Below are 22,130 nucleotides of genomic sequence, written 5' to 3'. Positions count from 1 at the left end.
GGTCTTTATTTCAAACTAGAAAGAGAACTTATTTTTTCAAATCAAAAAATAAAACACGCAAATCGATTCCTCCGTGCGTAACATGGATTGTTTTTTGCGAGAACTTTCTCAAACTGTTTCTGACTTCCATCCACTTCTCTTCGCTTGGGCAGAGTAAAAAGCCTGAAAATTTACCAACTATTGTCTTGTTAGTTGACAAAAATTCGTCACCTAGTTTTGCGAGAGTCGATCCGATCTTAGAATATAAATTTGCATCGTCATTACTGATTTCTTTTTTTCTAAATCCATAAGGCGGATTGAGAGGAAGGAAAACGGAAATAGGTTCTTTCCTATGAATTTCCTTTAAGAGAGATGCCAAAGGAATTTTCGGTTGAAAAAAATCTTCTATGGAAAATTCCCAATCGGGATCTTCGTTGAAAATGGTTTTCCAATTGGATTTTTCTTTGGACCAGTAAGTGGATAAGGCTGGATCGGTATCTTTCCAGAATATTTTTTGTGATTCGGATTTGTCGGTTTCTTTTTTCTGGCGGATTGTCTTTTCGAAATGGGCAATCGTTTTTTCCGGGAAAATCTGCAAGTGGGGAAATACGAATTTTCTTTTCAAAGAAAGAGAAGGAAGTTTACGAATATGCATTTCCCATTCCGTGGCAAAGGTTCCTGTCCCAGCAAACGGCAGATATACGATAGAATGAAGAGCCGGTGCCCAACCTGCAAATTCCAACCCGTATTGAATCAAAGCGGATGCAAGGTCTTCCGGCACGGGAGCACTGGAAGCATATTGCCCTTTCACTCCTCGGATATAAGCCGGCTCGCCGAATAAAGAGAGTGTAACAGTGATTTCATTTTCATAATAACTTCCATGAAGATAAGACAGTATCTCGCTATGAAGAAATGAGTCCGATTTGGGGAAGATGGATCTGGCCAAGGGAACGGATGCTTCGATGATACGTTGGGATTCCATTTGTGCTTCGGATGCGTAGTGATTCCAATCTTCGGTTTTTCCCAGAACCAACCGAATGTCTTTGATAAAATGCGCGTATTGGAAAAGATAAGCAATCTGATGAGCATTTGCATTTTCCAGTTTGATTTTTTCCGTAAAAGTTCTGAGTTTCGGCAAAGGCTGGTTTGGTAACTTAATCTCAGCTAACAAAGAGTCTATTTTTTCCGACGACCAGGTGGCAAGTCCCGGGGGAAAGTAGATCTCCCAATTGAGGGGGGAGCCTGCTTCCGGTTTTCGAATTCTGTATTTCCAGTTCATGTTTTCCTTGATCTATTTGGTAAGTCTATACAAGGTTCATTAAACATGTCTCGCATATTTTCCCCTGAGTTCTTTCTTCTCTTAGCAGCGTTACTTTGGGGAGGTACTTTCGTTGCCATAAAACTAGCATTAAATTCAGTTCCCCCCTTCTTTTTTATAACAATTCGGTTTTGGATCGCGGGTTTCGCCATACTCATTTTATTTCGCAAATCCATATTTAAAAAGGAAAATCTAAAAAGGGCAGTCTGGTTTCCTTCGTTGCTAACCGCGATTTCCGTCTTTATTGGATACTCTTTTCAGACATTGGGACTCGTCTACACATCCGCAACCCAATCCGGATTCATCACAGGCTCCTATATCATTTTCGTTCCTATTTTGCAGATTATATTTGAACACAAATACCCTTCTTCCCGAACGTGGGCTGCCACTTTTATAGTTTTAACAGGATTGTTTTTTATTTCGCAAAATGATTCCTCTTTTGATCATTTATTCACTAAAATAAACTTCTCTTTGGGCGATCTATTAACATTGATTAGCGCATTTTGCTTTGCAGTTTATATGATTCAGATCGATTATTTCAGTAAAAAAGTTTCTGAAACTTCATTCGTATCGTTTCAGATATTATTTACAGGACTTCTGGCAACGATTGTTTGCCCTCTTGAATTTTACTATTTTCCAAGATCGGAAGCGATCCAATTGGATATTTATTTTTGGGTCGGTGTGATTTATACTTCGATCTTTGCCACGATTCTTACTACTAAGATCCAAACGCGCTTTCAAAAAATCATCTCTCCTGCGAGAGCAGGAATACTATTTTCATTGGAACCGGTGTTCTCCTATTTACTCGCCTATTTTGTTTTAGGCGAAACTTTGACCAGGATAGGAACCTTAGGTTCCGCATTCGTTCTTTTCGGGGTTTTGTTGTCCGAGATGGGGAAATGGAACAAAAGAAAAGATTAAATGATCTGATGTTCCTTTAAGGTTTGGTAAAGAATTCCGGTCGTAACTTTTAAAATGGAAAGTACCGGTATCGCAAGCAACATCCCGAAGATTCCGAAAAAGTTTCCTCCGACGGCAATCCCGATCAAAATCGCAAGAGGGTGAAGAGACACTGCATTTGCAATTACCACCGGTTGCACGACTGCGTTATCGATCAGCTGTGCGACTACGACCACGCCTACGATCGATCCCAAAGAAGGAGAGAGTTCGGGAAATAAAAAACAAAATAACAAAGGAGGAAGAGCACCGAGCAAAGGCCCTAGATAAGGAATTGAATTTGCGATTCCAAGCACACATCCGAATAAAAAGAAAAATTTGACACCTACAAGATAAAATCCTAGCGAAGCAACAACCGCCATGATCCCGCATTGGATCACAAGACTCTTCAGATAACTTGTGATCTGCTGATTGGTTCTGTACAATACCATTAGGAACATTTCGAAAAAACGATTAGGGATCAGGCTGATAAATGTTTTGTAAATCAAATTTGCATCGAGTAACAGAAAGAAGCTGATAATCGGAATTATGATCATCCAGCTTAGGAAAGTAGGGATCATTAAAACCAATTCTTTCAAAAAGCTCTCCAATGATTCCGTAAACAATTTGGCAATCTCTTCCGGTTTGATGATCTTTTTCCAAAGTTCCGGGTTTTGGGAAACAATAGGCAATTCATTAAAGTCTACAATTTGAAAACTGGGATCGGACATCTTCAAAGACCAATCGGCTATCACAGGTTGGGCTTTCTCGAACAGATTCGGAATATAATAGGCGAGCAACCAATACCCGAACGAAGTGATGACTCCGAATAATACGAGTATGGTGATCCATCTGGGCATCCCTCTGGATTCCAAATGATCTACGACACCGTGTAGGATATAAAAATGGATCCCTGAAATCAGCAAAGGTACTGCTAAGAATTTTACACCAATTAGCCCGATGCATACCGTGATTCCAATCAGGGTAAAAAACGAAATCTTGACGATTAAGGAAGAGGTACTATTCGGATGCATTTTTTTTCTTCGCTCTTTTGCTTTTGAAATACGCAGTTTCCAATGTATCGTTTGTTTTGCGAAGTCTGTCTGCGATGATTCCAGCAAAACTCAAAAGCAGATCGTTTCCCACTCTCGGTTTTGTTTCGAGTAGGGTTTTCAACTCCGGTTGGAAAAATCCTAGCAAGATGGAATCAACCACCGCAACCGCCGTTGCGGAGCGTGGAATATCCTGGAATAACGCCAGTTCACCGAAAAAAGCACCTTTCTCCAGTTCTGCGAGCTTGAGGGTAATTCCTTCTCTTTGCGAAGAAATTTCCACTTTGCCGCTCAAAATCAGATACACTCCGGTGCCCGCCTGGCCTTGAAAGAAGATCGTTTCCCCGGCATAATACTTTCTTTTGTGGATCAGTCTTGCGACTTCCCGCAGAGTCCTTCTGGGCAATCCTTGGAAGATCGCGGTTTCCCTAAGAAAATGTGAAATTTCTGTAATGGGGTTGTCGTCACGTTTTAAAATCGATTTCCAAAGTGGGAGTTGCATAGATCCTCTCTTATATAAATCGGATAGACGGGGGCTGGAATTGAAAAATCTTGAGATATGTGAGTCAGGCTTTTTTTGTTACTGGAACAGGAACGGATGTGGGGAAAACTTTTTTTTCCTCCCTCTTTATGGCAAAGTATGCCCGTAAGTACGAGTATCAGTATTGGAAACCGATCCAAACCGGACTTTCCGAAGTAGACGACACAAGTTTTATCCGAAAAGTGACAAACTTCGAAGATAGTTTTTTTCAAAAGCCCATTTATGGCTTTTCCCATGCTTCCAGCCCTCATTATGCCGCCAAAAAAGAATCCAATGAAATCGATCCGAAACTTGTACTGAACCGAATCAATTCCCAGAGACATAAGCGAATTTTGATCGAAGGTGCAGGCGGAATATTCGTTCCCTGGACGGAAAACTTTCTGGGATGGCAGGGAATCCAACAAACCAATCTTAAAGTAGTGGTAGTCGGTTCTTCCGAACTTGGCACGATCAATCATACACTCATGACCTTGGAGTGTTTGTTGAATCGTTATATTCCCGTAGTTGGATTTTATCTTGTGGGCCCTAAAAACGAACTTATCGAAGACAATCGGAACATGATACAGAAGTTTGGCGGTGCTCCTTGCCTCGGTCATACTTCCTTTCCAATGCAAAAACTTTCACCACCTGAATTTATTTCTTATGCGGAATCTTTCTTTGATACGGATGGTTCCGTGATCCATTCCGTTATGGATACGGAAGGGGATGAATTTGTTCACTGAAGAAACTTCCACCTGGATTCCACTTACAATCCAAAACGCAAAAGAGTCCATTATACCGATTCAATCCGCATTCAAGGAATTTCTCTACGGAGTAGACGGAAAAGAATACATCGACGGAATCTCTTCCTGGTGGACTTGCATTCACGGACATCGTCATCCGGAAATCATGCAAGCGATACAAAGGCAAACAGAGGTCTTGGACCATGTGATGCTTGCAGGTTTTCTCCATGAACCGGCAGAATCTTTGTCGAAGAAGATTCTGAATCAGGCGGGAGGAAATTATAAAAAAGTTTTTTATTCGGATAACGGATCTAATGCGGTAGAGATCGCTCTCAAACTAGCCATTCAATATTACAAAAACCGGGATGGAGAAAAAAGCGGAAGGCATCGTTCCAAATTTATTGTTTTTTCCTCTTCTTATCATGGAGATAGCATAGGTGGGATGAATGTCTCGGGGATTACATATTTCAATCGGATTTTTGCCGAACTGAGGTTTCCCGTTTTTGAAATAGACGCACCCAACCCGTCAGGATTTTCATCCGATGAAGAGATTAGCGCTTATTATGCGGATATCCTTTCCCGGGTAAAAAATACGATTTTGGAAAACCCGGACGAATACGCAGGTGTGGTGATCGAACCTTTGGTCTTTGGGGCAACGGGGATGGTGTTTTATGATGCCGAATTCCTGCGTGGGTTAAAAAAGATCACGAATGAATTGGATGTGCTCTTGATCTTTGATGAAGTGTTTACCGGGATGGGAAGAACCGGAGAATACTTTGCATTTCAAAAGGCGGATGCGGTTCCCGATTTGGTAGCTTTTGCGAAAGGGCTGACCGGGGGATCACTCCCTCTCGCGGCGACGCTTGTGACTGAAAAAATTTATAATGCTTTTTTGACGGAAGACCCGTACAAATCCTTCTTTCATGCGCACACGATGACAGGAAATCCTTTGGCATGTAGCGCCGGTTTGGCGAGTATCGGAATTTTGGAAAAAGAGGGTTTGGATCAGGTAAAAAAACTGGAGATATCCTTTCGAAAACGAATGGAGGAGCTTGTACTTTTGCATCCGGACAATATTTTGAATCCAAGGGTTTTGGGAGGAATTTTCGCTTTCGAATTGAACCAGAAGATCGGGGAGGACGAGTATCTCAATCCGATCGGGAAAAAGTTGCGGGCGAAATTATTGGAGAAAAACATTCTTTTGCGACCTCTGGGAAATACGGTCTACATCACTCCTCCTTATAATATTTCGGATTCGTCTTTGGACCGGATTTTTTCCGCCTTGGAGCAGGCGATCGGTTCTATCTGATTTCTTCGTTTACAAGACCGACTCTTCCACTGACATTGCAAACATGATTGCAACCCAGTCTATAGCGACTACTTCTTCCGAACCTTCCGTCATTACCCCCGAAGAGGCCCTTGCCATTCTGGAAGGGAAACAACCTTTCCTACATGTTCTCAAAGAAGCAAGTGATCAAAGATTCAAATACTTCGGAAACAAAGTCCGCATTCATATTTTGGATAATATTAAAAACGGATACTGCCCGGAAGACTGCGGATACTGCGCACAAAGAAAGGGGGGAGATTCCGGGATCAAAGAATACTCTCTCAAATCCGAAGAAGAAATTTGGGAAGATGCCAAGTTGGCAAAAGCAAGCGGCGCCTATCGTTTTTGTATGGTTACTTCAGGACGAGGTCCTACGGACAAAGCCGTGGATAAATTGGCAACAACGATCAGCCGCATCAATTCAGAGTTAGGTTTGAAAGTTTGTCTTTCTGCCGGGATTTTGGATGCCAAGAAAGCCAGAGTATTGAAAGATGCGGGCCTTGATAGATACAATCACAACCTCAATACTTCCGAATCCAATTATAACGAAATTTGTTCCACTCATACTTTCAAAGACAGGCTTTCAACTTTGGAAGCTGCATCTTCCGCAGACATCGGTCTTTGTTCCGGACTCATCGTCGGGATGGGAGAACAAAACTCCGATTTGGTTCAGGTTGCTTTCGAATTAAAAAGACTGGGAGTTATTTCCATTCCGGTTAATTTCTTTATTCCTATCAAAGGACATGCTGTTACGTTGAACACCAGTTTAACGCCTGAATATTGTATTCGTGTGTTGTCTGTATTCCGATTGGTAAATCCCGATTCTGAAATTCGAATCGGAGCAGGAAGAGAAGGCCATTTGGGATCATTGCAATCCATGGGGCTTTATGTTGCGAATTCCTTATTCGCAGACGGATACTTGAATGTAAAAGGAAGTGAGATTTCTCAAACCATGAATCTTATCCGTGATTGCGGAATGATTCCTGAATTTTCAGAAGGAATTCCTCAAGGTTGGGAAAACTATGAAAAGGAATTTTTATATGAGGAAAAAAACTTTCCGGACTTATATAAATTCAAAAAGTAGTTTGCCTTTTTAAGATAGAGGAGTAATATCTTTCTACTTTCCCTCAACCAGAGAAAATAGAATGCCAAAACCCTCTCTTCCTTTTGGAAAACAGATCAGTTATGCAGTGGGCCAACTCGGTTGGTCTACTCTGATCAATATCATCGGCCTTCACCAAGTTTATTTTTACCTCCCTCCTGCTACAAAAACGGGAGAAGATTGTTTTCCCGATCTGATTGAAAAGATGGCGTTTTGGGGTCTTTCCACTATCGGTGTTGTGGCAGCCGTAGGAAGGTTATGGGATGCGATCACTGACCCGATTGTGGCCAATTCTTCCGACAGGTTTCAGTCCAGGTTCGGTAGACGTATGCCCTATCTGGCGTTAGGCGGGATTCCTGCTGCGATCTTTTGTTGGCTGATCTTTCTTCCTCCGAATCACTTCATTTCCGGACTGAATTTGGTCTGGATGACAGTGTTTATGCTCTTATTTTACCTGTTTTTGACCATCTATGTGACCCCGTATTTTGCACTTATCCCTGAGCTCGGCCACACCCCGAACGAAAGACTCAATCTTTCCACTTATATTTCGGTTACCTACGCTTTGGGGATCATTGTGGCTTCTACAGAGCCTATGATTGCCAATGTTTTGAGTGCTCATTTCTCGTATTCTTCCGATTCCGCAATCCAGTCCCTTTTGTCCCGTCAATACGCCTTGGGAATTCTTTGCGGATTTGCGGCCATTTGTATGTATTTTCCGGTCTTTGCCATCAAAGAAAAAACATACTGTGAATCCGAACCTTCCTCTGTTCCTTTTCGGGAAGCGGTAGCGCTTACTTTCAAAAACAAAAATTTTCTGTATTTCGCATTATCGGATCTTTGTTATTTTCTCGCATTAACGGTGTTAACTACAGGAATTTCCTATTATGTTACCGTATTGCTTCAGTTAGAGCGTGAATTTGTAACTCAGCTTCTTACGATTATGCTTCTTGTTTCTTTTGCTTTTTATCCGGTAGTCAATATAGTCGCACGAAAAGTAGGAAAGAAACGTACTGTTCTTTTCGGATTTTATATTTTTTTAATACTCTTCCTCTCCATCTTTTTCATCGGAAAAGATAGTTTGCCGATTCCGCCACATATCCAGGGTTATTTGATTGTTGCCGTTGCAGCGGTTCCTATTGCCATTTTGGGCATTCTACCGAATGCAATACTTGCGGATATTGCAGAGCTTGATGCTTTGAAGACAGGTTCCAAACGGGAAGGATTGTTTTATGCAGGCAGAACCTTTATGCAAAAATTGGGGCAAACACTAGCAGTTCTTATTTTCAGTTCTGTTATTTTGATCGGACTTTCCCGGGAATCTAAAAAACAAGTTTCTCCGAATGTTACGGGAATCATTGCACCTTCTGTTACAGATGCCACGGCAAAAGAATCGCAGATTCAATCTGAATCCGGTTCAGAGGTAAAAAATATAGGAGAAAACAATAAAAATCTAATAGAAAAGATCGTCTGTAAAGTGGAAGAAGAAGAGAATGGTGGAGAGCTGGGTGTTCGTTTAACAGGACCGCTTGCCTCTGGGTTCTGTCTTTTGGCAATTTTTCTTTTCGGAAAATACCGAGAAGAAGAGACTTTAGAAGAGATTGCCAAGATACGTAATAAATAAATTCTGGTATTCGGAGATAGATAGATGAGATATCGCATAGAGACAACCAAGCTGAAGAATGGATACATCGAAGCTAAGCTCATTGAAACTACGACAAATAATCCGATTGAATTTCGCATATGCGACACGGAAGAGTACGCTCAGTCGCAAATCAAAGATTGGCAAAAACGCTTCCGAATGAATGAGCCGGGCGAACAAGAATAATTCAATTTCCGCCCATCTCCTCCTTTGGGTGCTTTTCTCTCTCTCCTTAGTGGGTTGTAGCCTTCGACCCAGCAAAGATTATTACGATCCGAATTTTGTATGTTTCAATGAACCTGGTTGGCGCAACCAAAAGGATTTCAAACAGTACATAGAAAAGATTTGGTTTCCTGTAAGGCTGCTTTACAGCGAAGACAATAAGTCCAAAAAATCTTCCCGGGTTGTTTTTGTAGGAAACAGTCTGGTTCATTTGTTTTTACCCGAATTAATCAAAAAAGAATTTCCTAATCAGAGTGTCACTAATCGCGGGATAGGTGGTGATATGACTGAGACATTACTTTCTCGTATCCAGGAAGATGTTCTCACTCTTTCTCCGTCGGTGATCGTTATGGAGATAGGAGGGAATGACATGATTCAGGGGAAATGTTTATCCCTTGTCCAAAGAAATTTCCAATCCATTATAGAGACCGTTCATAAAAAGAATCCGTCCATCCGTGTGATTGTGATGGCAGTTCCTCCTACCAAAGTGCGGGAGTTGAATCAAATCGTTCCCGTATACAATCTGTTTTTGTCAAATTTTGCCCGTAAAACAAAGAATGTGGAATATGTGGAAGTTTGGGATGATCTCCGAAAGCCGGACGAACTCTTTCTGCGTGAGGAATTTGTCAGGGATAACGGGGACAAACTTCATTTTAATGAAAAAGGTTACGAAATCTGGGGAAAAAAACTACGTCCTCTCGTTCCGTAAAAGTTTTATATTCATGGCTGTATTATTATTTATCAAAAAGGGAAAGTTTGAGAATTTTTCCTTTGTTTCTTCCCTCCAAAATCAGGACTTAAAAAACAAATTTCCTTCTGATCCTGTATCTTCTTTTTCCTTCGGTCATTCCTGTATCGAAGTCCTATTGGATACCCCTCTCTCTCGTGAGGAATTGGTGGACCTTCGGCTTTCCGTTGCCTCCGACCGGGTGGATGTATTGCAAATGGAAAATCATCTCAATCCGAAAGAACCGAGTCTTTTCTGTTTTGATATGGACTCCACCGTGATTCAGGAAGAAGTGATTGATGAATTGGCCCGCAAACACGGAGTCTACGAACAAGTCGCTTCCGTCACCAAACAAGCGATGGACGGTGGAATGGGGTTTGAGGAAGCGCTTAGGAAACGAGTGATTCTTTTGAATGGGTTGTCCCGAAAAAGTTTCGGGGAAGTTTATGAACTACTCCATTTGAATTCGGGAATGGATATTTTATTCCAGGAGCTTCCCAAGCTTCATACTAAGATTTCGATTCTAAGCGGGGGCTTTACTCCTGTTTTGGATTTGTTTGCAAAAAAATATCCTGTTTCCTTTTACAGAGCAAATCATTTGGAAGAAAAGGATGGGATCTTTACAGGTGAAATTTTAGGTGAGATCATCGGTAAGGAAAAGAAAGCCGAGTATTTGAATTTTTATTCCAAAGAACAAAGTATCCTCAAAGAGCAGATTGTTGCCGTCGGGGATGGTGCCAATGACGGTTTGATGTTACAATCCGCACATATTGGAATCGGCTTTCACGCGAAACAGGGGTTAAAAGATCAGATTTTGAATTGGATCGATTTTTCAGATATGAGTGTTTTACTCTTTCTCTTTCGACCAACGACTTAGTTCTTCTAATATCTGTAAGGCTTCGATCGGCGGAATGGAATTGATCGACAGGTTTTTCAGTTTTTTCAGAATCCTTTCTTCGCTTACCGATTTTCCGGGTAATGCGGACTCCAAGAGATTTCCGAAAAGAAGAGGTTCTTCTTTGCGAACTTTGATTTCTCTTTTTTTAGATTCGAGTCCGAGAAGTATATTGGATGCTCTCTCCGTCACTTCTTTGGGAAGCCCTGCCAATTTTGCCACGTAGATTCCGAAGGATTGTTTTGATTTCCCCTTTTTTACTTTTTTAAGGAATAATACTTCTCCTTCTTTTTCAAAAGTATCCAGGTATAAATTGAAAATCCCTTTTCCTTTTTCAAGTTCGGTAAGCTCGTGATAATGTGTGGCAAAGATCGTTTTCGGTCTGGGAAAACTCCCTGATAGAAATTCTATGATCGCCCAGGCAATCGATAAACCGTCGTAAGTTGACGTTCCCCGTCCCACTTCGTCAAATAGAATCAAACTGTTTTCTGTGAATTGGCTTAAGATATAGGCGGTTTCCTTCATTTCCACAAAGAATGTGGATTCTCCCGTGGTAAGATTGTCGCCGGAACCAATCCGGGTAAATATTCTGTCCACGATCGGAAGAGATGCCGATTTGATGGGAAGATAAGATCCCATTTGGAATAGGATCTGATTGATCGCCACCTGACGCATATAAGTCGATTTACCCGCCATATTGGGTCCGGTGAGAATGGCGATGGAGTCTTCCTTCGGGTCGAGATCCAGTGAGTTGGGAACAAACCGATCCCCCAAAGGAAGGAAGGCTTCTACAACGGGATGGCGGGCATCTGTTAGGATCATTTTACCGTCTTCTCTGATCTCAGGGCGTATCCATTGGTATTCTTCCTTACATTGGGTGAGGGAGATATGGTAGTCCAGGGAAGCCACCTCGGCTGCCATTTGCAGGAAATTGGAAAAACTTTTCAATGCTTCCGCAATTAAAAAATCGAATTCTTCTTTTTCGATCCTTTCTATGATTTCATCCGCTTCCAGGATGGATCTTTCTTTTTCCTCCAGCTCCGGAGAGGTGAATCGTTCCCCTGTAACGAGTGTTTGTTTTTTTATGAAATGACTCGGAGCGTCTTTTGCTTGCATCCTTGAAATTTCAAAAAAATAACCTAAGATTTTATTATAACGGATCTTTAAAGAGGAGAGTCCCGATTCTTTTTTTTCTTTTTCTTCCAGCTCTAAGATCCAATCTTTTCCTTTCTCTTTGGCAAGAGTGGCAAGATCGTATTCTTTTGAGTATCCTGCTTTGATAAAAGGAGAGTTTCCCAAGAAGACGGGAAGTTCACCGGGGAAAACCCTTTCTTCGAGGAGAGTTCCGAACAAAACAAGTTCTTTGGATAAATCGGCGAACGGATAAGCTATGGTATCCAGGGTCTCTTTTACGGATTTATAAGCGGAGATGGTTTTTTGAATTCCGCTCATATCTCGGGGGGAAGCTTTGCCTCCGCGAAATCGGGCTAACACCCGTTCCATGTCGATCATTTCGGAGAGTTTCGTTTGAATCTGGATTCTTTCTTTTTTGCCTGTAATTAAAATTTCAATTTTGTCCCAATGGGATCTGATCATCTCCGGATTTCTTGTAGGGAAAAGAATTCTTTGTCTTAAGTATCTCTTCCCGCTCGGGGTAGTGCAACGATTCAGAATTCCGAATAGAGTATGATTCTTATTGTTTTCGTTTTCCACCAGTTCCAGATGGGAAATGGTTCTTTCATCCAATCCTAAAAATTCGGATTCATCAATGAGCCTTGGAGATTTGAAACTGAAATTATGTTGGCGGTAATTGTATTTGAGATAACAATCCAAAACATGTACAAGCACCTGAGCACCGGTCTGTTTTTCGCCGGGTAAAAACTCAGGCAAAAGGGGAGTTAAGATCAGTTGCTTGTCCCGCCCAAGTTCAGGGATGGACTCTTTGGAAGTTTCTGCATACAATAATTCTTTCGGAGAAAATCTTTCGATCGTATCTTTGATTTTTTCTTTTTCCGTGGCGGTGTAATAAAAATAAACCAACTCAGCGGTTGTTACATCAGCAAACGCAAGATAGACGGTATTTTTTTCCTGCCAGAATACGGATAAATAATTGTTCTGGTATCCGCTGAGCAAATGATCTTCAACGACGGTTCCGGGAGTGATGATCCGCACCACTTCCCTAAGCATGATTTTTGCTTTCGGATCATCCGATTTGATTTGTTCGCAGACGACTACTTTTCTGCCTGCGGAAAGTAACCTTGCAATATAGCCTTCCGCTGCATGGTAAGGAATCCCTGCCATGGGGATTTGATTTTGTCTTTTGGTGAGAGTGATGTCCAGTAGAACTGCAGCGTCTTTTGCATCGTCTTGGAACATTTCATAAAAGTCCCCCATCCGAAAAAAAACAATGGAATCGGGGTGCTGCGTCTTTACTTCCGCAAATTGCCGCATAACGGGCGTATTTAGTGCATCATCCTCTGACATATTTCACCAATTGTCTGATTTTTTCCGGATCTTTTTTTCCGTCCGTTTCCACGCCGCTGGCCACATCGATTCCGAAGGGATTTAGATACTTTAATGCTTCCCGGACATTGACAGGAGTGATTCCTCCGGCAAGTAAGTAGGGGCGTTTTACGTTTTTTACATACTCCCAAGGGAAACTTTCACCCGTCCCACCTCCCAATCCTTTTTTATAACTGTCTAAAATCACAAAAGGGAGTTCCGGATAAAGAACGGATTCGTCTTTTACTTCTTCACTGATTCTAAATGAAGGAAGTAATTTTTTACTGTTTAGATATTTGTTCCATATATCGGACGTTAGTTTGCTATCACCTTGAATGAACTGCACATAATCTGGTTCATGCTTTTCGATAATGGACCGAATCTCTGTGATTTCGTTATCGTAAAATAAAAAAACGATTTTGGGAAAACCTTTGGTATGTCTCTTTTGAATCAGATTCGAGACTTCATTTTCTTTGATGTTTCTGGGAGAGTTCGGAGAAAAATTCAGGCCGATCAGATCTACTTCCAAATCCGTACAAACTTGTATGATTTCGGTGGTTCTGATCCCACAGATTTTGATTTTGGCTCCCATAGGAGCCAGATTGTATCAATTCAGATCGGAGGCAATCGAACCTTTGTATCCGTAATGCAAAAATTTCAAGAAACTATCTTCGTATTTGAGCATTTCCGCCTTGGTGATATTTTGGCGTATCATTTGTACGAATATATTCAAAAAGAAGGATAGAATATTGCGAACTACAAATTCGTTGATTTCCCCGCGAAAATTTGCATTCGCCGCTTTGAATTCCTGGTATTGGTCAAAACTGATTTTTGTAAATCGGGTGAGAGCTTTTTCAGGAAAGTCTTCCAATGAAGATCCTTGAGACTTTAGCAGGAGTAAGATGAAATCATCTCTGTTAGCATCCACATAATCCAAGGCGATATTGAATCGTTCTTTCCAGTTTTCATATGAATCATTGAATCTTTTTTCAAAGTAGTTTGGCTGGGAAATAAACTGAAATGCTTTTTCCATGCCAGAAAGAATGGGACCAAGTATCTCAACAAGCAAGTGTTCTTTGTTTTCGAAATAGTTGTATATATTGCTCGTTGAAACTTTCGCTTTTTTGGCAATCGTTCGCATGGAAGCTTTTTCAAAACCTAGTTGGATGAATTCTTCTCTTGCGGCTTGTAAGATCTCTCGTCTTGTGTGTTCTTTCGGGGTCTGCATGATCCTGAACGTTGTTTCCTAAAAGAAGATTTTGGATCGGATCGGAAATGTAAAGCTGAAATTTAAAGAGCAAATGTTTTGTGGATGGCGGACTGCAATATCCCGTAAAGTCGAAAGCTTCCCGATACAAGAAGTGGTTTTTTCCTACCGGATAGAACAGAGACCAAGTTGGTTTCATTGACAATTTGAAAATGGTTCCCCGTTTTTGGGGGGTAGTCCGTATTTTTCCCTTTTAAAAAATCCCAGTTTTGGAAACCGTTTCCTTCCCAGAGATAGACTGAATCTGCTTTGAATTTTTGAATCACCTCCCAGATCCCTTCCGCGTCTTTGTCAGGAAGAGAACCCACTAAAAAATCAAAAGGAGTTCCGGGGGCAAGGGAATCCAAAAAACATTCCAGAGTTTTCCCGATGGCATCGGGGTTGTGTGCCGGATCAAAAACGATCTTAGGAGAGGGGTGAAGTGTTTCCATTCTCCCTTTGGGCAAAAGGAAATTTTTGTTTTCCCAACTGACTTTATCTTGGTCGATCCAACCAAGAGTTTCCAATACGAATTTCGCAAAATGGAAGTTAGACTTCAGGTAATCGTTGGAAAATTCTTCGGTTTGAAAATAAACTTGTAAGCCGAGTTTTTCGGATTCGTTTCGAATGAATGTTTCCAGTTCCGGACTTTGTCGAAAGCTGAATAGGATTTTGGATTTCTCTCCTTTGATCCCAATTTTTTCTTTCGCAATAGTTTCCAAATCATTCCCTAAAATCTCGCAATGATCCAAACCGATTTTTGTAAGAACGATCACATCCGGGTTTGAAAGTTTTGTAGCATCCAATCTTCCCCCGAGACCTGCTTCCCAAATTTCGAAATTACAGTTCTGTTTTTCGAAGTACAAAAATGCGAACAAAGTTAGAAATTCGAAATAACTCAGCTTGGATAATAGTCCGGTCACGGAATTCAAAGACTCTAACAACTGATCCGCTTCCCGTTCCGGGATGGCTTCCGATTGAAAGCTGATTCTTTCCAAAGGAGAAACCAAGTGCGGGGAAGTATAAAGTCCGACTTTGTTCGTAGGATTTGTAAGTTTTAAAATCTCACTTAAGAAATGTGAGGTGGAACCTTTTCCATTGGTTCCTACAACGGAGATTCGAAACGGTTTATAATCGGTATGAGTCGGAGTGTTCCCATTCCGAATCGTTTCCAATATGGAGGTAAACTCATCTAAATTATAATTTTTGAATTTATTAAAATTCCTGGTTTTTTCCGGATTTTCCAGTCGGGATAAAAAATATAAAAACGATTTCATTTTCTTTTTTTCAATTCTCGGAGAAGAATCGATTCGATTTTCCCTATCCATTTTTTTTCCACATCCATCCGGGTAAAGAGTTCGAATTGCCTGATTCCTTGGTAGAGTAACATGGAATAACCGGGGATGATCTTCGCCTTTTTTCTTTTTGCTTCTTTTACCAAATCCGTTTCCAAAGGGTTGTAAACAATATCGAATAGAGTAGAATGTTTATGAAAAAAATCCCGGCCCAAGATAGGTTCTCCTCCTATTCCCTTCATTCCTACTGGAGTGGTATGGATGGTAAGTGAAATATTCTTTCTTTCTTCCATCGCTTCTTCTTTGGAAATAGATGAAATCAATTCGCCCGCATTCAAAGATAGAATGATTTCTTCTACTGCGGTTTTGTTTCTTGCCAGGATTCTGATTTTTCCTTTTGGCAAAGAGGAGGGAATGGAAGTTAGATGATTTGTAGCATTTTCCTTGATTTTTTTCACCAATGAAAACAGGATTCCCTTCGCACTTCCTCCGCTTCCTATCACGAGTATGGAAGAAGAATCTTCCGGAGATAATAATTTCTTATTCTCTTCTAATATGGATCTGACGGCACCTTCGCCGTCGGTATTATGGGCGGAAATTTTACCATCTGCAAAACAAAGAGTATTGGAAGCTTTCATTTGGGCGGATGCCTCACATGCAGTATCAGCAACCGAAAATGCCCATTCTTTGAATGGAATCGTTACGGAAACTCCTTGGACTTTTAAGTCCAAGAGAGACGATACGCCTTTTTCATTCCAAAATTGATCTTCAAAAACGAGATAAACTCCGTCAAATCCGGAAAGTGAAAATAGATGATTGTGGATCCATGGGCTTAAGGTATGACCTAAGGGGAATCCGAGGATACCAAATATTTTTGTTTGTCTTGAATACAAAGATTTCTCCTTTTTGGATTTCCATAGTTTTATCTTATGGACTTACTCTCTAATACCGAAAATTTAGTATTGAAGGCAAAAGATTTATGATTCAAATCCCATTAGCAGCTCCCTCTGAACCTTGGACGATTCTGGTAGATATACTCTTCTTTTTTCTCGCCTCTGCTGCCTGTGCCTATTACTTTTATTATTATAAAAGAAAAGATTTGCTGGGTAAATTCTGGGGATCTACTTTCGTTGCAGGCATCGGCGCCTTGATCGTATTCGCCACCTTACAAACGTACATCAGAGACATCATTATGTGGCTCATGTCTCCTAAAATCGGATCAACTCAACTTTCCAATGTGAACCTGGTCGCTATCTTTCTCGGCGGATTCATTGCTCTTTATATCATGAACCGAATCAACCATAATAAAGAAAGAAGAGACTGATAGATTATTGTTCTTTTCATAAAGTTTTAAGTATTTTAGAAAATTATAATAAAACCCGAGTACTGCCAAAACAAATCCCGCTTTCCCGTCGAAAATTCCCATCCGAATGAAATACATATAAAAGGCTTTGAAAGAGCCTTTTAATACAGCCCAAGTCACGGAACTTTTTTTACCCTTTCTATGTTCCTCTTCCGCAAAAAGACTGGAGTATCTGTCTATAAAGCCCAGATGGTCGGAGATATTTTTATAAGAATAATGAAATAGAGGATGTTTCAAAGGAAGAGGTTTGGATGGAAGTTTGACTCTTTCATGAACCAGTCCTCCTCCGAATTTGCCTTTGTCTTTTCTGAATAATCTCAATTGATAGTTTGGAAAAAATCCTCCGAAACGAATCCATTTCCCCAAATACCATGTTAGGCGGGGAATCAGATATCCGTCCGAACGGGAAACATCATTTTTAAAAAGAGAGATGATTTCTTCTTTTAGTCTTGGGGAAACGACTTCGTCCGCATCCAAAGCCAAAACCCAATCTTCTTTGGTTTTGCTGAGTGCAAAATTCTTCTGATTGGAATACGTATCGAATTCCCTTTCGAATAATCTTGCTTTAGGGCAATTTTTTTTGATCAGTTCCAAAGTATTGTCTTTGGAGCCGGAATCTATAATGACGATGTCATCGATAAAATCAAGTGCTTCCAGAGTTCGCACGATATTATCTTCTTCGTTGAATGTGATGATGGTAGCGGAAAGAGGAAGAGGCATGAAGTTAAGCGGGTTTCGTTTGGCGGATAGGAGTATAGTTTTTGGAAAGAGGGATTTCCAATCTTGCAGTTGTGGAATCTTCTCCGATGATGATTCGGAAAAAATTAGGATCGATTCCTTCACCCTTTAACATGATTAAGATGAGTGCGAGGCCGAGTCCTGCGCCTTCCGTATTGTCGGCGTTGTCCATATAGAATTGAGCGATGTCATCGTATGCCATCCCTTTTTCCAGCCTTTCCCGGATGGCCTTTTCTTCCTGTTTGGCGATAGGAGTGTTATTGATTACTTCTATGCTGATCCCACTATCCGTATAATTGAAATTGATCAGACAGTAGTAACCTTTCTTTTTTGCTTTTGCTCCGAATTCATTGGACATTTCTTCGGAAAACATCTCCTTATACTCCCGAACACCTTGCGCGTATTCGGCTGGATCGGACATGCTGTAGCCTCTTTCCTCAAAAAATACCCTTTTTTGATTCGCTTTGCAGGCATTGATAGCAAGTTCTTTGATAATTGTATAAAGAGTAGGGATAAGAGTAGAATGGGTGAGACGGTCCAGGATCCTTTCTACGGCCTCTTTGATATGTTCCTCGACGGATTTCGAGACCCTATGTGTCTTTAGGGATAGGATTTTTCCATTTTCCACGTGCAATTTGATGTGGTCAGAAATCTCGCTTGTTTCCTTACCCATACCCGAAATCATTTTCATTCTAAGCCTTGTTGTCAAGGTACTAAGACCGCAAGTATGAAAAACCGCAGGCTCCCTTGTTTCCTATTCCTTATTTATTTATCGGCTTTTTCCCCCTCCCTTCTTTTGTCCCAAAATCTGAAAATGCTCGGAGTTAGGGTTTGGGAGTCGGAAAAAAAGCAATTTGGCGAAGTCAGTGACCTGGAAGTGATAGGGGGAAAAATCCGTTCCATCACTCCTAAAACTACAAATTCCAGAGAGCCGATCCGTTATATCTTACCCGGTTTCTGTGACGCAAGTGTTACGATTGGAGCAAATTCTTTCGGAGGAGAGACCGGCCGGGAAATTTTACCTCAACTTTTGCTCGGGTTTTTGGCTACGGGGTTCAGTCATGTGGAATCCGTAGGAGACGGAGATCTAACAAAGGTTAAAGATGAGATCTTGAAATCCAAAATCATCGGCCCTTTTATACTTCAATCCCAAAAACCTTGGGTTTATGAGGCTAATTTTCGGGAAAATTCTCCTTCTAAGGATCAGTATTTTGCTTTGGGATTGGAATCAAAATCTTTGGAAGCGGGAGAAGGGAAAAAGGATCGTTCCCGCCACCAACCTATTTTTCTAAAAAAAGCGGAAGGCCAGTCCTTCCCACAGACCACTCTTTTCCAGTGGAAGTCCAAATGGGACAAACAAGGATACACTCCGATTGCTTATACATTTGCAGACAGACTTGCTTGGGAAGATGCTTTGGACACAGGATTTCCGGTCATATTTCATCCTATGCCGGCAAATGCAAATTTATCCCAAGTGCAAACCCGCCAATTTTTATGGGCCCCTTTATTGAATGTGTCTTACTTTTTATCTCTTAAAAATGATCCTAAATCTTTAACAGTAAGATTGCAACAGATAGGAGATCATTTCCCTTATTTCAAAGAAAAGTTTCTTTCCAATTTTACGGAGGGTCTTCCCGACAATGTAGATTCGGAAAAATCAAATCTTGCCAAATCGGAATTTTATTCTCTCTGGGAGATTTTCAGACGGGAACATAGAAAGGAACGACTGTTATTCGCAAGTGGTTCCGGTCATTGGGGATCCTTTCCGGGAGTGGGTGCGATTCAGGAAATTTCCCTTTGGGAAGCGTCTTGGAAAACCTTGGCCAAAGAAGAAGAGAGCCTAGCGGAAGAGGAAACTTTGCCTTGGTGGAAACGGATTTTTTCCCGGCCCGAATTTTCAGAAATACGAAAGCCGGAGAGAGATCCTGAAACTTTGCCGGTAGAAAGAAAGGAACTAGTCCAAATTTTAACCGAGAAAACCTGCGGGTTTATCGGGGCCGATCACGAAGGGAAAATCTCCGTTGGCAAACCTGCTCATTTTTCCGTTTTTAAGGAAAATCCTTTGAAAAAGCCTTTGGGAATATTTGCTATTGAATCTATGGTTCTCGGTGGAAAATTGGTTTATACCCCAAAACCTGAAAAAGTAGGTAAAAAGCCATGAAAGGGAAGAGTAGCCCGTCCAGCGAATTTGAGCGCCTATTAGAAGAGAGTTTCGAAAAGAGAAAGTCCATTGAACCGGGATCTTCCCATTCGGCCAAAGTGATCTCTGTCAAAAACGATTATGTATTCATACGTACAAACGGTTCCAATATCGTAGGAAATATTTCTTCGGAAGAATGGAAGGATGAGACTCCTCCGGTGCCAGGCACGATTCTTACCGTTTATTTTTTAAAAGAAGATTCGGGAGATTACCACTTTACGTCTTGTTTGGTGGGGGATTCCATAACGGAAGAAAATCTCCAAATCGCTTTGAATTCCGAAATCCCCATACTCGGTCAGATTTCAACGGAAGTGAACGGAGGTTACGAAGTCAAACTAGGTTCCGTTCTCGCATTCGTCCCCTTTTCCCAGTTAGATGCCGAAAACAAGGGGAAAGAAATTTACGGGAAAAAATTCAAATTCATCATCAGCGAATTCAATTCCAAACAAAACAAAGTAGTCGTTTCTCAAAAGAAAATTTCCGATCGCGAAAAGGAAGCCAAACGAAGGGTCCTCAGAGACGAATTGAAAGAAGGAATGTTTGTCACTACCCGCATCAGATCCATTCATAAATTCGGACTCATTGTGGATATGGACGGATTCGATGCTTTGGTTCCCGCAAGCGAAGCAAGTTTTCGGAAAAATGCCGATCTGGAAAAAGAATTTCAAGTCGGAGAAACACTTCGTGCCAAAATCATTTCTTTGAATTGGGAAGAAGGAAAGTTTTCCTTAAGCGCTAAAGATTTTCTACAAGATCCTTGGGCGCAAAAAGTTCCTTTCAAAGAATCCGATATTGTTACCGGAGAAATCGAATCCATAAAACCGTTCGGAATTTTTGTAAGACTGAATGAATCTTTCGGCGGGCTTATCCCGAATAAGGAAACAGGCGTTCCTCAGAGAACCCCAGTTAACACCGTTTACTCCCCAGGGCAAAAGGTGGAAGTTTTCGTTTTGGAAGTGAATCCTGAGAAAAAACAAATCGCTCTTTCCATCACAAAAGCGGCCGATGCCAAGGATAGATTGGAATACCAACAGTATTTGGGAAATGATACGAATACGGGTGCGGTTTCCAGTTTCGGGCTTTTGCTAAAACAGTCGTTAGAAAAGAAAAATAAAAAATAAGCCGTGGAAATTGCATTATTTGAACCGGAAATTCCCCCTAACACGGGGAATATTGCCAGGTTGTGTGTGAATGCGGATGTTCCCCTTTCCATTATTGGAAAACCTTCTTTCGATCTTTCCGAAAAAGCAGTCCGGCGCGCTGGATTAGATTATTGGAATGATCTAAATCTCTCCGAGTATGGTGATTGGGAGGAATTTCGGTCTAAGAAAGAGACCGAAGGGCAAAGAATATTTTTAATTTCCAAGTTTGGGACAAAAACTTACTGGGATGTACAGTTTTTACCCACGGATGTGCTGGTTTTTGGAAGGGAAACCAGTGGTTTGCCCGATTCTATCAAGAAAGTTCACGATAGCGAACGAATTCTTTCAATACCCATGTCTCCCAAATCTCGCTCAATCAATCTTTCGAATGCGGTTGCAATAATATTATATGAGGCAATCCGGCAGCTAAATCAAGGAAATCCCCATAAGATATAAAACAATTTACAAGTCGTTCCTTCTCACTGAAATGGGAATATTATGGCGTTCCTTCTTTCCCAATCAGAGTTAGAGAAAGAAATTAAGACCCTTTTTTCCCTGGGGCTTTCCGGGAATGCCAAAGATTTTTTTTCTTGGGTCCAAATGGAGGTCTTTCGAAAGTTCAAAGACCTTCCCAACACAAATTTGGAAACCGTTCAAGATATTTTAAACCATCTACAGTCTAATGGGGACATAGTCACCAATCCATTTGATCCGAGAGAATACAATTTATCGGAAAAGTCTTCTCTCGCCCGCAAAGTTGGCAGTTCGGAAAAATATGTCATATTGGGAGCGCTCGAATACAATCCGATGCAGTACGTGCGTGCCCGCTTGGACTATTTTTTGAAATGCAATCAGGTAGTGGAAGATTTGCGAATGGATCTTTGTATTGCGACTGTGGAAGCGGTGGAAAATGCGGCGAAGTACGGAGACGGATTGAACGTTGAAATCAACTATCAAATCGACAAATCAAAATTGTTTATAATCGAGATGTTGAATACTGTAAAAGATTTTAATTTGGAAGATGATATCCAAAGAGGCAAATTTTCTTCTACGGCGACTCTCATGCGTGGAATGATGGTAATGCAAAAATTATTTGATGTAGTGGATCTCGAAATTTTAGACAATCGAAAACAAGCGTATCTTAAAGCGTCCCGCAAACTTTCTTAATATTTCATAACAGGTCT

General features: G+C 41.1%; 23 protein-coding genes. 13 read left to right on the top strand and 10 right to left on the bottom strand.

Going from position 1 to position 22,130, the window contains the following annotated elements:
- Window positions 1-28 precede the first annotated feature (28 nt).
- Window positions 29-1,258: a hypothetical protein gene (locus DI077_RS13860; RefSeq protein ID WP_109020448.1), complete on the bottom strand. Its 1,230-nt coding sequence runs from the start codon at window positions 1,256-1,258 to the stop codon at window positions 29-31.
- Window positions 1,259-1,303: 45 nt separating this feature from the next.
- Here DI077_RS13860 and DI077_RS13855 point away from each other — a divergent pair, with 45 nt between their 5' ends.
- The gene (locus DI077_RS13855; RefSeq protein WP_109020447.1) at window positions 1,304-2,218 is read left to right on the top strand and encodes a DMT family transporter; all 915 of its coding nucleotides are present in this window, start codon (window positions 1,304-1,306) and stop codon (window positions 2,216-2,218) included.
- Here the strand turns inward: DI077_RS13855 and DI077_RS13850 are convergent.
- The gene (locus tag DI077_RS13850) at window positions 2,215-3,267 is read right to left on the bottom strand and encodes an AI-2E family transporter (protein ID WP_109020446.1); all 1,053 of its coding nucleotides are present in this window, start codon (window positions 3,265-3,267) and stop codon (window positions 2,215-2,217) included. The two genes, DI077_RS13855 and DI077_RS13850, sit on opposite strands and share 4 nt — an antisense overlap.
- Entirely contained in the window at window positions 3,254-3,787 is a 534-nt protein-coding gene (locus DI077_RS13845; RefSeq protein ID WP_109020445.1) for a cyclic nucleotide-binding domain-containing protein, read from the bottom strand. Before DI077_RS13845 ends, DI077_RS13850 begins: the two co-directional genes overlap by 14 nt.
- Window positions 3,788-3,846: 59 nt before the next feature.
- Between DI077_RS13845 and bioD the strand changes: the two genes are divergently transcribed.
- The 7 genes from bioD to serB all read left to right on the top strand — a co-directional run bounded on the left by bioD (window position 3,847) and on the right by serB (window position 10,442).
- The gene (gene bioD / locus DI077_RS13840) at window positions 3,847-4,548 is read left to right on the top strand and encodes a dethiobiotin synthase (protein ID WP_109020596.1); all 702 of its coding nucleotides are present in this window, start codon (window positions 3,847-3,849) and stop codon (window positions 4,546-4,548) included.
- On the top strand, window positions 4,532-5,857 hold the full coding sequence (gene bioA / locus DI077_RS13835) for an adenosylmethionine--8-amino-7-oxononanoate transaminase (protein WP_109020444.1): 1,326 nt from the start codon (window positions 4,532-4,534) through the stop codon (window positions 5,855-5,857). Before bioD ends, bioA begins: the two co-directional genes overlap by 17 nt.
- Window positions 5,858-5,900: 43 nt before the next feature.
- Window positions 5,901-6,959 carry a biotin synthase BioB gene (bioB, locus tag DI077_RS13830; protein WP_109020443.1) on the top strand — a complete coding sequence of 353 codons (1,059 nt, stop codon included), beginning with the start codon at window positions 5,901-5,903 and terminating at the stop codon, window positions 6,957-6,959.
- 61 nt (window positions 6,960-7,020) lie between these two features.
- Window positions 7,021-8,598: an MFS transporter gene (locus tag DI077_RS13825; RefSeq protein WP_242935208.1), complete on the top strand. Its 1,578-nt coding sequence runs from the start codon at window positions 7,021-7,023 to the stop codon at window positions 8,596-8,598.
- Window positions 8,599-8,622: 24 nt separating this feature from the next.
- Entirely contained in the window at window positions 8,623-8,802 is a 180-nt protein-coding gene (locus DI077_RS13820) for a hypothetical protein (protein WP_109020442.1), read from the top strand.
- Window positions 8,780-9,547, top strand: coding sequence for a GDSL-type esterase/lipase family protein (locus tag DI077_RS13815; RefSeq protein WP_109020441.1), 768 nt, complete (start codon window positions 8,780-8,782; stop codon window positions 9,545-9,547). The genes DI077_RS13820 and DI077_RS13815 overlap by 23 nt, the downstream gene beginning before the upstream one ends.
- A 13-nt stretch (window positions 9,548-9,560) precedes the next feature.
- The gene (gene serB / locus DI077_RS13810; RefSeq protein WP_109020440.1) at window positions 9,561-10,442 is read left to right on the top strand and encodes a phosphoserine phosphatase SerB; all 882 of its coding nucleotides are present in this window, start codon (window positions 9,561-9,563) and stop codon (window positions 10,440-10,442) included.
- Here serB and mutS read toward each other — a convergent pair.
- The 5 genes from mutS to DI077_RS13785 all read right to left on the bottom strand — a co-directional run bounded on the left by mutS (window position 10,413) and on the right by DI077_RS13785 (window position 16,396).
- Entirely contained in the window at window positions 10,413-12,944 is a 2,532-nt protein-coding gene (mutS, locus tag DI077_RS13805; RefSeq protein ID WP_109020439.1) for a DNA mismatch repair protein MutS, read from the bottom strand. The two genes, serB and mutS, sit on opposite strands and share 30 nt — an antisense overlap.
- A complete protein-coding gene (locus DI077_RS13800; RefSeq protein WP_109020438.1) occupies window positions 12,931-13,554 on the bottom strand; it encodes a phosphoribosylanthranilate isomerase in 624 nt (207 codons plus the stop codon). Before DI077_RS13800 ends, mutS begins: the two co-directional genes overlap by 14 nt.
- Before the next feature lie 15 nt (window positions 13,555-13,569).
- Window positions 13,570-14,190: a TetR/AcrR family transcriptional regulator gene (locus DI077_RS13795; RefSeq protein WP_109020437.1), complete on the bottom strand. Its 621-nt coding sequence runs from the start codon at window positions 14,188-14,190 to the stop codon at window positions 13,570-13,572.
- A gap of 62 nt (window positions 14,191-14,252) precedes the next feature.
- Window positions 14,253-15,485: a bifunctional folylpolyglutamate synthase/dihydrofolate synthase gene (locus tag DI077_RS13790; protein WP_109020594.1), complete on the bottom strand. Its 1,233-nt coding sequence runs from the start codon at window positions 15,483-15,485 to the stop codon at window positions 14,253-14,255.
- The gene (locus DI077_RS13785; protein ID WP_109020436.1) at window positions 15,482-16,396 is read right to left on the bottom strand and encodes a shikimate dehydrogenase family protein; all 915 of its coding nucleotides are present in this window, start codon (window positions 16,394-16,396) and stop codon (window positions 15,482-15,484) included. The genes DI077_RS13790 and DI077_RS13785 overlap by 4 nt, the downstream gene beginning before the upstream one ends.
- Before the next feature lie 86 nt (window positions 16,397-16,482).
- Between DI077_RS13785 and DI077_RS13780 the strand changes: the two genes are divergently transcribed.
- Window positions 16,483-16,827 carry a hypothetical protein gene (locus tag DI077_RS13780; RefSeq protein WP_109020435.1) on the top strand — a complete coding sequence of 115 codons (345 nt, stop codon included), beginning with the start codon at window positions 16,483-16,485 and terminating at the stop codon, window positions 16,825-16,827.
- Here the strand turns inward: DI077_RS13780 and DI077_RS13775 are convergent.
- Window positions 16,723-17,586, bottom strand: a complete 864-nt coding sequence (locus tag DI077_RS13775) for a glycosyltransferase family 2 protein (RefSeq protein ID WP_109020434.1) — start codon at window positions 17,584-17,586, stop codon at window positions 16,723-16,725. The genes DI077_RS13780 and DI077_RS13775 overlap by 105 nt on opposite strands.
- A 4-nt stretch (window positions 17,587-17,590) precedes the next feature.
- A complete protein-coding gene (locus DI077_RS13770) occupies window positions 17,591-18,289 on the bottom strand; it encodes a histidine kinase (RefSeq protein WP_174705639.1) in 699 nt (232 codons plus the stop codon).
- Between the two features lie 111 nt (window positions 18,290-18,400).
- On the opposite strand from DI077_RS13770, the gene DI077_RS13765 reads away from it, so the two are divergent.
- The 4 genes from DI077_RS13765 to DI077_RS13750 are packed head-to-tail and all read left to right on the top strand — an operon-like array spanning window position 18,401 to window position 22,113.
- Window positions 18,401-19,765: a hypothetical protein gene (locus DI077_RS13765; protein ID WP_242935207.1), complete on the top strand. Its 1,365-nt coding sequence runs from the start codon at window positions 18,401-18,403 to the stop codon at window positions 19,763-19,765.
- Window positions 19,762-20,925, top strand: a complete 1,164-nt coding sequence (locus tag DI077_RS13760; protein ID WP_109020431.1) for a S1 RNA-binding domain-containing protein — start codon at window positions 19,762-19,764, stop codon at window positions 20,923-20,925. The genes DI077_RS13765 and DI077_RS13760 overlap by 4 nt, the downstream gene beginning before the upstream one ends.
- A gap of 3 nt (window positions 20,926-20,928) precedes the next feature.
- Window positions 20,929-21,402, top strand: a complete 474-nt coding sequence (locus DI077_RS13755) for a tRNA (cytidine(34)-2'-O)-methyltransferase (RefSeq protein ID WP_109020430.1) — start codon at window positions 20,929-20,931, stop codon at window positions 21,400-21,402.
- 42 nt (window positions 21,403-21,444) lie between these two features.
- Window positions 21,445-22,113 (top strand): ATP-binding protein, encoded by a 669-nt coding sequence (locus tag DI077_RS13750; RefSeq protein WP_109020429.1) that lies wholly within the window; start codon window positions 21,445-21,447, stop codon window positions 22,111-22,113.
- Window positions 22,114-22,130: the final 17 nt, after the last annotated feature.

This window comes from Leptospira kobayashii, assembly GCF_003114835.2.
Classification (GTDB): Bacteria; Spirochaetota; Leptospiria; order Leptospirales; family Leptospiraceae; genus Leptospira_A; species Leptospira_A kobayashii.
The sequence above is the reverse complement of the archived record's forward strand: the minus strand, read 5'-3'. Positions and strand labels throughout refer to the sequence as shown.